The organism is Streptomyces sp. MspMP-M5 (assembly GCF_000373585.1).
In the GTDB taxonomy this organism is placed as follows: domain Bacteria; phylum Actinomycetota; class Actinomycetes; order Streptomycetales; family Streptomycetaceae; genus Streptomyces.
This window is the reverse complement of sequence record NZ_KB891929.1, coordinates 106964-120640: the sequence shown is the minus strand read 5'-3', so window position 1 is coordinate 120640 and position 13677 is coordinate 106964. Positions and strand designations below refer to the sequence as shown.

At 71.8% G+C, this 13677-nt stretch carries 14 protein-coding genes, 1 tRNA gene and 1 riboswitch; of the genes, 9 read left to right on the top strand and 6 right to left on the bottom strand.

Annotated elements, in window-relative coordinates:
* Positions 1-74: 74 nt before the first annotated feature.
* Entirely contained in the window at positions 75-707 is a 633-nt protein-coding gene (gene rdgB, locus B073_RS0132555; protein ID WP_018542264.1) for an RdgB/HAM1 family non-canonical purine NTP pyrophosphatase, read from the top strand.
* A gap of 56 nt (positions 708-763) precedes the next feature.
* On the opposite strand, the gene B073_RS0132550 is transcribed toward rdgB, so the two are convergent.
* From B073_RS0132550 to B073_RS0132535, 4 genes are all read right to left on the bottom strand, one after another.
* Positions 764-838: transfer RNA gene (locus tag B073_RS0132550), tRNA-Leu, on the bottom strand.
* 15 nt (positions 839-853) lie between these two features.
* Positions 854-1519: an HNH endonuclease signature motif containing protein gene (locus B073_RS0132545; protein WP_018542263.1), complete on the bottom strand. Its 666-nt coding sequence runs from the start codon at positions 1517-1519 to the stop codon at positions 854-856.
* 8 nt (positions 1520-1527) lie between these two features.
* Positions 1528-2193 (bottom strand): HNH endonuclease signature motif containing protein, encoded by a 666-nt coding sequence (locus B073_RS0132540; RefSeq protein ID WP_037813488.1) that lies wholly within the window; start codon positions 2191-2193, stop codon positions 1528-1530.
* Between the two features lie 116 nt (positions 2194-2309).
* On the bottom strand, positions 2310-3845 hold the full coding sequence (locus B073_RS0132535; protein WP_026247935.1) for an MFS transporter: 1536 nt from the start codon (positions 3843-3845) through the stop codon (positions 2310-2312).
* 453 nt (positions 3846-4298) lie between these two features.
* Between B073_RS0132535 and B073_RS0132530 the strand changes: the two genes are divergently transcribed.
* Together B073_RS0132530 and B073_RS0132525 are read left to right on the top strand one after the other, a co-directional pair.
* A complete protein-coding gene (locus B073_RS0132530; RefSeq protein WP_018542260.1) occupies positions 4299-4823 on the top strand; it encodes a hypothetical protein in 525 nt (174 codons plus the stop codon).
* Positions 4823-6103 carry a sensor histidine kinase gene (locus tag B073_RS0132525; protein WP_026247934.1) on the top strand — a complete coding sequence of 427 codons (1281 nt, stop codon included), beginning with the start codon at positions 4823-4825 and terminating at the stop codon, positions 6101-6103. The genes B073_RS0132530 and B073_RS0132525 overlap by 1 nt, the downstream gene beginning before the upstream one ends.
* Positions 6104-6177: 74 nt before the next feature.
* On the opposite strand, the gene bcp is transcribed toward B073_RS0132525, so the two are convergent.
* Positions 6178-6645 carry a thioredoxin-dependent thiol peroxidase gene (bcp, locus tag B073_RS0132520; protein WP_018542258.1) on the bottom strand — a complete coding sequence of 156 codons (468 nt, stop codon included), beginning with the start codon at positions 6643-6645 and terminating at the stop codon, positions 6178-6180.
* A gap of 254 nt (positions 6646-6899) precedes the next feature.
* Here bcp and B073_RS0132515 point away from each other — a divergent pair, with 254 nt between their 5' ends.
* The 3 genes from B073_RS0132515 to B073_RS0132505 all read left to right on the top strand — a co-directional run bounded on the left by B073_RS0132515 (position 6900) and on the right by B073_RS0132505 (position 8143).
* On the top strand, positions 6900-7220 hold the full coding sequence (locus B073_RS0132515; protein WP_018542257.1) for a DUF3618 domain-containing protein: 321 nt from the start codon (positions 6900-6902) through the stop codon (positions 7218-7220).
* A gap of 128 nt (positions 7221-7348) precedes the next feature.
* A complete protein-coding gene (locus B073_RS0132510) occupies positions 7349-7651 on the top strand; it encodes a GroES family chaperonin (protein ID WP_044363777.1) in 303 nt (100 codons plus the stop codon).
* Positions 7652-7731: 80 nt separating this feature from the next.
* A riboswitch (guanidine-III (ykkC-III) riboswitch) is annotated at positions 7732-7791 on the top strand.
* Between the two features lie 31 nt (positions 7792-7822).
* Positions 7823-8143, top strand: a complete 321-nt coding sequence (locus B073_RS0132505) for a DMT family transporter (RefSeq protein ID WP_018542256.1) — start codon at positions 7823-7825, stop codon at positions 8141-8143.
* Positions 8144-8187: 44 nt separating this feature from the next.
* On the opposite strand, the gene B073_RS0132500 is transcribed toward B073_RS0132505, so the two are convergent.
* Positions 8188-10476, bottom strand: coding sequence for a transglycosylase domain-containing protein (locus tag B073_RS0132500; protein ID WP_018542255.1), 2289 nt, complete (start codon positions 10474-10476; stop codon positions 8188-8190).
* Between the two features lie 431 nt (positions 10477-10907).
* Here B073_RS0132500 and B073_RS0132495 point away from each other — a divergent pair, with 431 nt between their 5' ends.
* The 3 genes from B073_RS0132495 (at position 10908) to B073_RS0132485 (ending at position 13668) form a co-directional block, all read left to right on the top strand.
* Positions 10908-11702 (top strand): ABC transporter permease, encoded by a 795-nt coding sequence (locus B073_RS0132495; RefSeq protein WP_018542254.1) that lies wholly within the window; start codon positions 10908-10910, stop codon positions 11700-11702.
* Positions 11703-11754: 52 nt separating this feature from the next.
* Complete coding sequence (locus B073_RS0132490; RefSeq protein ID WP_026247933.1) at positions 11755-12546, top strand: ABC transporter permease; 792 nt, start codon at positions 11755-11757, stop codon at positions 12544-12546.
* Positions 12547-12627: 81 nt separating this feature from the next.
* On the top strand, positions 12628-13668 hold the full coding sequence (locus B073_RS0132485) for an ABC transporter ATP-binding protein (RefSeq protein ID WP_018542252.1): 1041 nt from the start codon (positions 12628-12630) through the stop codon (positions 13666-13668).
* Positions 13669-13677 lie beyond the last annotated feature (9 nt).

The window sequence follows — 13677 nt, the reverse complement described above, 5'->3', positions numbered from 1 at the left end:
GGCGGCCGCACACCACCCCCGCCCGCCCCCGCCCCCTCCGCCGGTCCCCGGGCGACAAGGAATAATCGCCCCCCATGGAGTCACAGACCGGCCGCCCGGCAGCCCCCCGCCGCCTCGTCCTCGCCACCCGCAACACCGGCAAGATCACCGAACTCCGCGCCATCCTCGACGCGGCCGACCTCGACGTCGAACTCGTCGGCGCCGACGCCTACCCCGGCGTCCCCGACGTCAAGGAGACCGGCGTCACCTTCGCCGAGAACGCCCTCCTCAAGGCACACGCCCTGGCCCGGGCCACCGGCCTGCCCGCCGTCGCCGACGACTCCGGACTCTGCGTCGACGTCCTCGGCGGCGCCCCCGGCATCTTCTCCGCCCGCTGGGCCGGCCGGCACGGCGACGACCAGGCCAACCTCGACCTGCTGCTCGCCCAGCTCGCCGACATCGACGACGCACTCCGCACCGCCCGCTTCGCCTGCGCCGCGGCCCTCGCCCTCCCCGACGGCACCGAACGCGTCGTCGAGGGCACCCTGGAGGGCACCCTCCGCCGCACCCCCGCCGGTACCGGCGGCTTCGGCTACGACCCCGTCCTCCAGCCCCTCGGCGAGACCCGCACCTGCGCCGAACTGACCCCCGCCGAAAAGAACGCCATCAGCCACCGAGGCAAGGCGTTCCGGGCACTGGCACCGGTGGTGCGGGAGTTGGTGGGCTGAGCCAATGGGTCAGGCCCCGTACCTTCGATCTGAAGGTACGGGGCCTGATCTTCCTGTGGGCCCGGTGGGATTCGAACCCACGACATACCGGATCTAAACCGGCATCCTCTTGCCAGCTGGGATACGGGCCCGCAGCGCTGCCTACTCTACTGGGCGCTACGGTCCGCTCGTCGCCCTCCCCTGCACCAGGTACTGGTAATCGCGTGGCAGTTGGGGCACAGCAACCGGAGGTTCTCCCTGCGGTCGTCGCCCCAGTCCCCGCTGATGTGATCGATCTCCAACGTCATGGGCTTCCCCAGCCATTCGGGGCCGACACCGCACCTGGCGCACTTCTCGGGCACGCCGACCTCCCGGAGTGCCCGCCGCAGCTGGCGGGTTGGAGTGCGCTGCCTGCGGTCGTGCTGAACCAGGACGTCTTCGGGGCGCTTGGCAGGCACGGGACCGGGCTTTCCACGCAGATGCGCCTGCCCCAGGAAGTGGGAGATGTCGAGGCTGTCCTGGGTCACCCACGTGTGGAACAGAGCGCGGAGCCGGCTGTTGTACGGGTTCTTGCCGAGTAGGCGGAGCGCACCGGCGATGGATGTCGCCCCCTCGACCGCCTGGCGTAGCTCGTCGGCGGCTGGTTTGGCGGGCGGCCCCATGTCTCGTCGCTGACGCGGAAGGTGGGAAACGTCGATCCCGAAGTGGCCGAACCGCCGGAAGAGATAGCGGCGGAGATTGCCGTACGGTCGAGCGCCCAAGAACGCGATGACCTCGTCGATGTCGGAACATTGCGTGGCCGCTTCGGTCAGTCGCTCGCGGGTGTACTGCACCCCACTGCTCATTCGACGTCACCCCTGGTGCGACCCGCGCCCCGCCCCCGGTAACTATCCGTCGTCGAGTGGCAGTTGGGGCAGAGGAGTCGAAGGTTTCCGATTCGGTTGTCGCGCCAGTTGCCGTCGATGTGGTCGACCTCCAGGGGAAGCGGCTCCCCCTGCCAGACCGCTTCGATTCCGCACAGGGCGCAGTGCTCCGCTACGCCCCGCTCGCGCAGCGCCCTCTTGAGGCGGTTGTTCGGAATGCGTGTGGCGTGCGCCGATGTGGCCTCGACGAGGATCTCTTCGGCCGTTCGGCGGCGTCGGTTGCCCCTCATGTTCTCCGTGCGGGCCGCAGGCGTGAAGTGCGAAGTATCGATCCCGTACGCCCTGATGCGGCGGTTGATGTGCGTATGGTGGCCGCCGACGACCTCCAGGCCGAGGTAGCGCAGTACTTCGCACATGTTCGTCGAGGCGGACACCGCGGCCTGGAGGGTTTCCCTGGTCCACCGCACGCCCTCGCGCTCGAAGTGCGAGGTGTCCACGCCCAGCTTCTTCATGCGTTCCCTGAGGTAGTTCCGCTTCGCACCGCTCCGCGGATCCACCCCCAACTTCCCCACCGCCTCGGACAGCGTCCGCGACGTCGCCGCCGCGGTCTCCAGTCGTTCCCGGGTGTACGGACTCACCGGCATGGTGCCCCCTCGGTAGCGGCGCACCAGGCCCACCCCGTGCGCTCTCTCAGCTTTCGAACTGAACAACGATCGAACGCAGGGGTGGTTACGGCAGGTGAGGAGTCGGGTGCTCGGCGTCAGAAGCGCGGTTCGTGGGTGCGCTCCGCGATCAGGGCGAGAGCCTCTTCCTTGGTGGCGACGGAGGGTGGGGAGCCTTCGAGGGGCTGTTGGGCGGTCTCCTTCATGCAGGCGACGGCGATCACGCCGATGAGGGCGGCGCCCATCGTGTAGTAGGCGGGCACCATGACGTTCTTGTGGAAGGCGTCCATCAGGGCGGTGATGACCAGGGGTGTGGTGCCGCCGAAGAGGGAGACCGCGAGGTTGTAGCCGATGGACAGGGAGCCGTAGCGGACGCTGGTGGGGAAGAGGGCGGGCAGCGCGGCGGACATGGTGCCCAGGAGGCACAGGAGGGAGAGGCCCAGCAGGGCCATTCCACATCCGACGGCGAGCAGTGAGCCCCGCTTGACCAGGAGGAACGCCGGGACGGCGAGGACGAGGAAGCCGACCATGCCGCTCATGAGGAGCGGTTTGCGGCCGTAGCGGTCGTTGAGTCTGCCGACGGTGGGGAGCAGGCAGATCAGGACGACCATGGTGACGAGCAGGATCAGCAGGCCGTGGGCCTCGTCGTACTTGAGGGTGTCGGTGAGGTACGTCGGCATGTACGACAGCAGCATGTAGTGGGTGATGTTGTAGGCGCCGACGAGGGCGATGCACAGGATGAGCGCGGGCCAGTGGTGGGTGAGGATCTCGCTCAGCTTCTTGCCCGCGGAGTTGGCGTGGGTGAACTCCTCCTCGGCCCGGCCGGGTGCGTCGACGGGGGCGTGGCTCTGTGCGGACTCGAACCTCTGGAAGGCCGGGGTCTCGTCGAGCCGCAGCCGGAGGTAGAGGCCGACGAGGCCGAGCGGGCCGGCGACGAGGAACGGGATGCGCCAGCCCCAGCTGAGCATGGCGTCGGGGCTCAGCGCGGTGTTGAGGACGAGGGCGATGCCGGCGGCGCCGGTGTAGCCGATGAGGGTGCCCATCTCCAGGAAGCTGCCGAAGTAGCCGCGTTTCTTGTCGGGTGCGTACTCGGCGATGAAGGTGGAGGCGCCGCCGTATTCGCCGCCGGTGGAGAAGCCTTGGATGAGGCGGAAGAGGATGAGCAGGGCCGGGGACCACAGGCCGATGGTCTCGTAGGAGGGGATGAGGCCGATGCAGAGGGTGCCCAGCGCCATCATGATCATGGTGAGGGCGAGGACCTTCTTGCGGCCGATGCGGTCGCCGAGGGGGCCGAAGTAGGCGCCGCCCAGGGGGCGTACGAGGAAGGCCACGGCGAAGGTGGCGAAGGAGGAGAGCAGGCTGGTGGTGGAGCTGCCGGTGGGGAAGAAGACCTTGCCGATGGTCAGCGCCAGGTAGCTGTAGATCCCGAAGTCGAACCACTCCATGGCGTTGCCGAGTGCGGCGGCCTTGACGGCGCGCCGGACGGTCGGTTCGTCGGTGACCGTGATGTCGGTGCGGCGGAGTCGGGGGTTGCGGCGCCGGTCGATGGCGCGGAAGAGCACCCAGTGGCGTCTGCGCGCCTCGTGGTCCGACCTCGGTGTGGTGTGGCTGTCTTCGGGACTGAGGTGGGGCACGCGGTGGTCCTCCCGGTCGGTCTGCGCGCGGTTCGGCTGTGCGCGCGTGGGAACTACGACGTGTGCGCCTGCACGCTGGGGGGCGGGTCGAAACACTGTGGGCGGTGTTCGCGAGGTATGTCACGTGGAGTCCGCCCGTCCGGTGCACGTCGGAGGGGTGGAGGGTTGCCGTACGGGGGTGGCTTGTTACAGGACTGGTACACAGCCGCGTGGTCTTCGCAGCATTCGGGCAATCAGCCTGTGTCGGGGGGAGAGGAGAGTGGCGGTGGCGAAATAGCCCTTTTTCCGGCGCAGGTCCGTCGAAGGGGGTCCTTTTGTCGTCGGGAAGTGCGGGAAGTGGCAGCTGCCGGGCGGTGTCGCGCGCGGGCTCCGGGGCCGGTGTGGGGCTGCCGCGGCGGTCGTTGTTTGCTTGGTGGGGTTGACGGGGCGAAGGTGCCCCGGGAGGAGTGTGTGATGACCGACCGCGAAGGGTCCCGCTTCAGGCGCGGGCGTACCGCCCTGGTGGCCTTTGTCGTGGTGACCGCGCTGGCGGCCGGCGGGGTGTGGTTCAGCCAGGCGTCGCAGCGTGCGTCGGCGGTGGATGCCGCGCCGAAGACCTCGGCCGTCCAGGACGTGAAGTCCGACGGTGAGGTGAAGGCGGGGGCCCGGCCGACCGGCGGTCTTCCGGGCGTCCGGGACTGCGGGATCGGGGAGCCGGAGATCCGTCCTCAGGTGATCACGCTGACCTGTGCGGATGCCGGGATGGTGGCGACCGGCATCACCTGGGAGCGTTATGACGCCGACGAGGCCGAGGGGCACGGTGTGGTGCAGGTCGAGAAGACGGCGGCCGGGGTGGGGACGGACGCCGGGTACCGGGCGACGTTCCGGCTGTACGGGGCGAAGGTGGTCGACGGCGCGCGGGCCTTCACGGGCCTGGAGGTGACGTACGAGGGCTCCACTCCGCTCGGTGACACGACGGAGATGTACAACCTCGCGTGATGGGCATTCGAGGCCGGATCGCCCTGGCCATTTCGGGTATGACGGCGCTTGCGGTGGTGGTGCTCGGGTTCGCCGTGCACCACATCGCGGACGCCGAGCGGGAGCGGTCGGCCCGGGCGTATCAGGACGAGCGGCTGAGTTCGGCGCTGCAGATCTACGAGCGGGACGGGACGCTGGCGCTGGGTGCGCAGCTGGACGACGCGACGCTGCCGTCGCCGCTGCGGGAGGCGGTCTTCCACGATCGTTCGGGGACGTATGTCAGTGGTGGCGACGATCCGCGGGTGTGGGCGGCGACGGGGGTCGGCGGGGAGGGGGAGCGGCCGACGCGTTCGCTGTCGGTCTCGGCGGCGTACCCGGACGACGATCCGGCGCAGGTGGCGCTGGACCGGGCGCTGCTGATCGCGGGGTGCGGCACTGTCGTGCTGATGGCGGTGGTGTCGTGGTTCGTGGCGCAGCGGCTGTCGCGGCGGCTGCGGCTGAGTGCGGCGGCGGCCCGGCGGATCGCGGCGGGTGAGCCGCCGGACGCGGACGCGCTGGCCGGTGACGGCCGGGACGAGGTGGCCGAGCTGGGCCGCAGTGTGCATCACATGGCGACGTCGTTGGCGGCGCGGGTGGAGGCGGAGCGGGAGTTCACCGCGGATGTGGCGCACGAGCTGCGGACGCCGGTGGCGGGTCTGGTGGCGGCGGCGGAGCTGTTGCCGGAGCCGCGGGCCGTGGAGCTGGTGCAGGACCGGGCGCAGGCGATGCGGCGTCTGGTGGAGGATCTGCTGGAGGTGTCGCGGCTGGACGCGGGGGTGGAGCGGGCCGATCTGGACGCCTGTGAACTGCCGTCGCTGGTGCGGGGGATCGTGCAGCGGGCGGCGCGGCAGCGCGGGGTGGACGACCTGGCGGTGTCGGTGTCGGTCGAGGGGGAGCCGCGGATCGTGGAGACGGACCGGCGGCGGGTGGAGCGGGTGCTGGTGAACCTGCTGGCGAACGCGGCCAAGCACGGTGAGCCGCCGATCGAGGTGGTGGTGGCCGGGGCGCGGATCGTGGTGCGGGACCACGGGCCGGGTTATCCGGCGGAGTTGCGCGCGGAGGGGCCGCGGCGGTTCCGTACGGCGGCGCCGGAGCGCGGTACGGGGCACGGGCTGGGGCTGACGATCGCCGCGGGGCAGGCGGAGGTGCTCGGGGCGCGGCTGGAGTTCGGTGCGGCCGCGGGTGGCGGTGCCGAGGCGGTGCTGGAGTTGCCGGACCGGGCGACGGTGACGGTTCCGGAGGCGGCGGCGACGGCGCCGTAGGGGTGCGGCCGCCGCCCGCCGCGGCCGGGCGGGCGCGGCGGGCGGGCTCGGCGGGCGGGCTCGGCCGGTCGTGTCTACAGCCCCAGATCCTTGATGATCTTGGCGACGTGGCCGGTGGCCTTGACGTTGTAGAGGGCCCGCTCGACCTTGCCGTCCTCGTCGACGACGACGGTGGAGCGGATCACGCCGGTGACGGTCTTGCCGTAGAGCTTCTTCTCGCCGAAGGCGCCGTAGGCGGTGAGCACGTCCTTGTCCGGGTCGCCGAGCAGGGTGACCTTCAGGTCTTCCTTCTCGCGGAACTTGGCGAGCTTCTCCGGCTTATCGGGGGAGATGCCGATGACGTCGTAGCCGTGGCCGGCGAGGAGGTCGAGGTTGTCGGTGAAGTCGCACGCCTGCTTGGTGCAGCCGGGGGTCAGCGCCGCCGGGTAGAAGTAGACGATGACCTTGCGCCCCTTGTGGTCGGCGAGCGAGACCTGCTTGCCGTCGGCGTCGGGGAGCGTGAAGGCGGGCGCGGTGTCGCCGGGCTGGAGTCGCTCGCTCATGGTGGGTCTCCGTCTCCTTGCGGTGGTGCTGCGGATGGTCGGACGCCCCCGAGACTAGCCAGCGGGGCGCCCGGGGCGCGGCGGGGGCGTCGGGGCGGCGCGAAACGGGGGTGCTGTGGGGCGTACGCGGGTGCGAGCTGACAGACTGTCCTTCACGAATCGGCACATGATCGAAGTGGCCGGTTCCGTACGAGGCGGCCCCGGAACGCGTCCGGCCCCCGTACGCATCGGTACGAGACGACGGAGGCGGCGCGGTGTCGGAAGCCAGGACCCCTGCCCAGATCGAGGCGGACATCGTCCGCAGGCGGCAGGATCTCGCCGTGACGCTCGACGAGATCGGCGTCCGGCTGCACCCGAAGACGATCATGGACGAGGCGAAGTCGAAGGCGTCGGCGGCCGTGGACCGCACGGCGGGGCGGGCCTATGTGGCCGTCAACCGCCTGGTCTCGGACGTGCGCGGCCAGCTGGTGTCCGAGGACGGGGCGCCGCGTCTGGAGCGGATCGTTCCGGTGGCCATGGTCGGTGTGGCGGTGATCGGTCTGCTGGTGCTGGGCTCGAAGAAGCGGCACAAGTAGCGCGCCGCCGGGGCCCGTCCGGCCCGCCGGATCCGGCCCGCGGTGCATGAGTGCCGCCGTGGGGCAGGTACGGTCATGCCGTGAGCCCGAATAACGCCAAGGACACCCACGACAAGCTGCCGATCCGGATGCTGCACGACCGTGTGCTGGTCCGGACGGACATTCCCGAGGGCGAGCGCCGTTCGTCCGGCGGCATCGTCATTCCCGCGACCGCGGCGGTCGGCCGTCGCCTGGCCTGGGCCGAGGTGGTCGCGGTGGGGCAGAACGTACGGACCGTCGAGGTGGGCGACCGGGTGCTGTACGACCCCGAGGACCGGGCCGAGGTCGAGGTGCGCGGGGTGGCGTACGTGCTGATGCGCGAGCGCGATCTGCACGCGGTGGCCGCGGAGCGCCTGGAGGGCGCCGACGACTCGACCGGCCTGTATCTGTAGCGCCGCACCTGTCGCCGGCTGTGGCCGAGGGGCTCCCCCGTCGGCGGTGATCCGTGTCACCGCCGGCGGGGGAGCCTTTTGCTAGCCTCGGGGGAACCCGACGAGACGCGCCGTACCGGGTCAGGACAAGACGACGCACCCCTGTTGAAGCTCTTTCACGGAGGTGCCGTCATGGCATGGATCCTGCTCCTCGTCGCCGGCCTGCTGGAGGTCGGCTGGTCGATCGGGATGAAGTTCACCGACGGGTTCACCCGGCTGTGGCCCAGTGTGGCCACCGGCGCCGGCATCGTCGCCAGCATGGTGCTGCTCTCCTACGCGGCCCGCACTCTGCCGATCGGCACCGCCTACGGCGTCTGGGTCGGTATCGGCGCGGCCGGTGCGGCGGTGGTCGGCATGCTCGTCCTCGGCGAACCGGCGACCGCCGCGCGGATCTTCTTCATTTGCCTGCTGCTGGTGGCGGTCGTCGGGCTGAAGGCCACGTCCGGCCACTGACGGCGCCTCCGCCCACCGGTCGCAGAGCACCGGCCGCAGTCCGGTTACCCGCCCCAGCGCTGGGTCAGTTCGTCGGCGTCCGGCGGGGCCACCGTCGGGAACTCCTCGGTGGGTTCGGTGGTGGGGGGCACGTCGGTGGGGAGCGGGGGCAGGGTCGGCACGCCGGTCGGGCCGGTGGGGGCGCCGGTTCCCGTCGGCGCCCCGCTGCCGGTCGCGGTGGGGCTGCCGGACGGGCCGGTGCTCGGGGACGCCGAACCGCTGGGCGACGCCGACGCGTCGGCGGACGGCGCGGCGGACGGGCTCGGCTCGGCGCCGTCCTGGAGTCGCAGGTCGAAGTCGCGGACGGGGCGGCCGGCCAGCGCCGCCGCGGTGTAGTCGGCCCAGATCCGGGCGGGGAAGTCGCCGCCGTTGACGCGGTCCAGGCCGGCCGCGCCGTAGAGCGGTTCCTGGACCGCGGTCTGCGGGTGCTGGCCCAGCACGGCCACGACGGTGGCCAGTTCGGGGGTGTAGCCGGCGAACCAGGCGGCCTTGTCCTGCTCCGCGGTGCCGGTCTTGCCGGCCGCCGGGCGCCCGGCGGCCTGGGCGGCGGTGCCGGTGCCGCCGTCGACGACGCTGCGCAGGATGTGGGTGGTGGTGTCGGCGGCGGCCCGCCCGACGGCGGTGGTCTGCTCGCGCTTCGGCAGGTCGATCTCCTCACCGGCCTTGGTGACCCGGTCGACCAGGGTGTACGGGAGCTGCCGGCCGTGCCGCGCCAGGGTCGCGTAGACCTCGGTCATGTCCAGCACGCTGGGGGTCGCGGTGCCCAGGGCGATGGCGCCCCGGGAGGCGGCGAGGCCGGGGGCGTCGGCGGGGACCCCGAGGGCGACCGCCGTCTTGCGGACGGTGCCCGGGCCGACGTCGATGCCCATCTGGGCGTAGACCGCGTTGACGGACTTGTCGGTGGCCTCGGTGACGGTGAGCGGGCCGTAGGAGCGGTCGTCCTCGTTGGCGGGGGCGAAGCCGGTGGGCCGGCCGTGACTGACCGTCATCCGCTTGTTCGTGCCGTCGTAGAGGGTGCGGGGGGTGATCGGGGCGCCGTCCTGGGTGACGGAGTGGTGCTCGACGGCGGCGGCGAAGACCAGCGGCTTGAAGGTGGAGCCGACCTGGTAGTCGCGCCGGGTGGCGCTGTTGACGTACTGCTTGGCGTAGTCGATGCCGCCGTAGAGGGCGACGACCCGGCCGGTGGCGGGGTCGATGGAGGCGCCGCCGGCCCGGACGGCGCGGTCCACCGCGCGGGTGTCGTCGAGCCGGTCCATCAGCTGGGTGCGGACGGACTGCACGAAGGCGTTCTGCCGCTTGCGGTCGATGGTGGTGGTGATGCGGTAGCCGCCGGCCCGGAGGGTGTTCTCGTCGACGACGTCGTGCTGGGTGAGGTAGTCCCGGACCGCTTCGACGAGATAGCCGCGCTGCCCGGAGAGGCCGGCGGAGGCGCGGGCCTGGACGAGGGCGGGGAAGGTCATCGCGGTGCGCTCGGCGCGGCTCAGCCACTTCTGTTCGACCATGCCGTCCAGCACGTAGTTCCAGCGGGCCACGGCGCGCGGGCGGTTCTCGGGGTGGGCGGTGATGTCGTACGCGCTGGGGGCGTTGAGGAGCGCGGCGAGGTAGGCGCCCTCGGCGGTGGTGAGGTCGCCGACGTTCTTGCCGTAGTACGCCTGGGCGGCGGCCTGGATGCCGTAGGCGTTGCGGCCGTAGTAGCTGGTGTTGAGGTAGCCCTGGAGGATCTCGTCCTTGGACTCCTCGCGGTCCAGCTTGATGGCGATGAAGAACTCCTTGGCCTTGCGGGTGAGGGTCTGTTCCTGGCCGAGGTAGTAGTTCTTGACGTACTGCTGGGTGATGGTGGAGCCGGACTGTCTGCCCTTGCCGGTGACGGTGTTCCAGGCGGCCCGCAGCATTGCGGCCGGGTCGACCGCGGACTCGTCGGCGAAGTCCCGGTCCTCGGCGGCCAGTACGGCCCGCTGGACGGTCCTGGGCACCTGCCCGAGCGGGACGTTCTCGCGGTTGACGTCGCCGTCGCGGGCCAGTTCGGTGCCGTCGGAGTAGAGGTAGACGTTGCTCTGCGCCTTCGCGGCGCTGTTGGCGGGCGGGATGCCGACGAGGAGGTAACCGGCGGTCAGCCCGCCCACGATCAGCAGCAGGAGGAGCAGTACGCCGCCCACCACCGTCCGCCAGGTCGGCAGGAGCCGGCGCCAGCCCGTGCGCCGGGGACGGGCGACGGCTGCCTCGTCGGTCTCGTCGGTCTCGTCGGTCTCGGCGTGCTCGCTGCCCGTGCCGTCGTGCCGCGCGTCGTCGCTCATGTCTGTGTGACTCCTCGGCCACCGCCGGAGGTTGTACCGCGGCGGAGCGGTGTCGTGTCAGGACCGGTGTGGTTGCCGGGCGGGTGCGGTACCGGGCTGCGGGTCGCACGGACCGCGGTGCGGGGCGGCGGTGCGGTGTGCCGTGCGGGGTTTCCTGCGCTATGCCGGAAAAGTCAGCTGATGCCCGAGAGGAAACTTTCGCATCATCCGTCCCGTTCACCGGGGGTGGCACGCACCCGCGTCCGCCCGTCGAGCGGCCGAATGGCACCCCTGCCTCACCCGGACGAGTGATAAATCGATGGTGCCCACCGCGGGCGGACCCTAGGCTCCGATGCCCGCCGTCCGCACCGCCCCGGACGGACCGGCCCGGACGGAGCGACCACGCACGGACCGGCCACGAGCGGATCGACCACGATCGGGGGGAGCAGGGCGTGTTGTACGTCGCGGTGGCGGCCGGCAGTTTCCGGCGGTACGCCACCTACCGCGCCGCCACCGTCGCCGGCATCGTCACCAACACCGTCTTCGGCTTCATCATCGCCTACACCTACCTCGCCCTGTGGGACCAGCGGCCGCACCTGGGCGGCTACGGACCGGCGCAGGCGCTGACCTTCGTCTGGGCCGGGCAGGCCCTGCTGGCCGTCGCGCTGATCGCCACCGGCGGCCTGGACGAGCTCCAGGAGCGGATCCGCAGCGGCGACATCGCGGTGGACCTCTACCGGCCCGCCGACCTCCAGCTGTGGTGGCTCGCCGCGGACCTGGGCCGGGCCGGCCTCCAACTGCTCGGCCGCGGCGTCGCACCGCTCGCGATCGGCGCCCTGGCCTTCCCGCTCGCGCTCCCCGGCGACCCGCTGACCTGGGGCTGGTTCCTGCTGTCGGCGCTGCTGGGCGTCGTCGTCAGCTTCGCGCTGCGCTACCTCGTCGCGCTGTCGGCGTTCTGGCTGCTGGACAGCTCGGGACTGGCCATGGTCAGCGGGCTGTCCTGCATGTTCTTCTCCGGGATGGTGCTGCCGCTGCGGGTCTTCCCCGGCGGGCTGGCCGACGCCGCCCAGCTGCTGCCGTGGGCGGCGCTGCTCCAGGTACCGGCCGACGTCCTGATCGGCGCCCGGACCGGCTCGGCGCTGCTGCGCGGGCTGGCGTTCCAGGCGGCCTGGGCGGCGGCACTGCTGGCCCTGGGGCGGCTGGTGCAGTCCGCCGCCACCCGCAAGGTGGTGGTCCAGGGTGGCTAGGGACGGCGACCTCGGTGCACCGGACGGCCGGCTGCGCGCCCTCGGGCACGGGATGTACGCGTACGGGCTGATCGCCTGGATGTGGGTGCGCTCCACGCTCGCCTACCGGACGTCGTTCGCCCTGATGACGCTCGGCAACTTCGCCGGCAGCGCACTGGACTTCGCCGCGATCCTGCTGATGTTCTCCCGCGTCCGCGCGCTCGGCGGCTTCACCCTCCCCGAGGTCGCCTTCCTCTACGGCACCTGCAGCCTCGCGCTGGGACTCGCGGACCTGGTCGTCGGCAACGTGGAGCGGCTGGGCGCCCGGATCCGCGACGGCACCCTCGACACCCTGCTGCTGCGCCCCGCCCCGGTCTACGCCCAGATCGCCGCGGACCGTTTCGCGCTGCGCCGGCTGGGCCGCACCACCCAGGGGCTGCTGGTGCTGCTGTGGTCGGCCGGTCGGATCGAGGTGGACTGGACGCCGGGCCGGGTCCTGATGGTGCCGCTGATGGCGGTGTGCGGCGCGGTGATCTTCGGCGCGGTCTACACCGCCGGGGCGGCCTTCCAGTTCTGGGCGCAGGACGCCGCCGAACTCCAGAACTCCCTCACCTACGGCGGCAACGCCCTGCTCCAGTACCCGCCGACGGTGTTCGCCCGCGACCTCGTCCGCGGCGTCACCTTCATCGTCCCGCTGGCCTTCGTCAACTGGCTGCCCGCCCTGTGGCTGCTCGGCCGCCCCTACCCCCTCGGCCTGCCGGCCTGGACGGCCTTCCTGGGCCCCGCGGTGGCCGCGCTGATGGTCGCCGGCGCCGCACTGGCCTGGCGGCACGGTGTCCGCGCCTACCGCAGCACCGGCAGCTGACCCCACGACACGAAGCAAGCACCACAACACGAAGCAAGCACTACGACACCAAGCCATCGGAGACATGAGGGAGTTGAGGCCATGGACGCGGTGGGCGGAGATCCGCTGATCGAGCTGGCGGACGTCGAGAAGGTCTTCACCGTCCGCCGCCGGGCGGGCCGCTGGCGCCGGACCCGGCACCAGGTCCGCGCCGTCGACGGCCTCACCTTCCAGGTGCCGCGCGGTGAGATGGTCGGCTACATCGGGCCCAACGGCGCCGGGAAGTCCACCACCATCAAGATGCTCACCGGCATCCTGGTGCCCAGCGGCGGCCGGCTGCGGGTCGCCGGCATCGACCCCTCCCGGGAGCGCACCCGCCTCGCCCGCCGCATCGGCGTGGTCTTCGGGCAGCGCACCACCCTGTGGTGGGACCTGCCGCTGAAGGACTCCTACGAGCTGGTGCGCCGGATGTACCGCGTCCCGGCCGCCGTCTTCCGTACCAACCTCGACCGCTGCGTCGAACTCCTCGACCTCGCGCCCCTGTTGGAGGTGCCGGTCCGTCAGCTCTCGCTCGGCCAGCGGATGCGCGGCGACATCGCCGCCGCGCTGCTGCACGACCCCGACGTGCTCTACCTCGACGAGCCGACCATCGGCCTGGACGTCGTCAGCAAGGCCAAGGTCCGCTCGTTCCTGCGCGAGGTCAACGCCGAACGCGGGGTCACGGTCCTGCTGACCACCCACGACCTCACCGACATCGAGCAGTTGTGCCGCCGGGTGATGGTCATCGACCACGGCCGGCTGGTCTTCGACGGGGACCTGGCCGGGCTGCGGGCCGCCGCGGACGGCGAGCGCACCCTGGTGGTGGACCTGGCCGAGGAACTCCCGCCCATCGAGGGCGTGCCCGGCGCCCGCACGGTGAAGGTGGAGGGCCCGCGGCAGTGGCTGGCGTTCCCCGCGGAGCGCAGCGCGGCACCCGTGGTGGCGGCGGTCGCCGCCCGCTACCCGCTGGTGGACCTCGCGGTGCGCGAACCCGACATCGAGACCCTGATCGCCGAGCTCTACGCGGGCGGCGGCACGGCCCGCTCCGCCCCCGGCACCGCCGCCGGGCCGGACCCGCATCGGACGCCGCCGCTCCGCCCCTGATCCCCACGG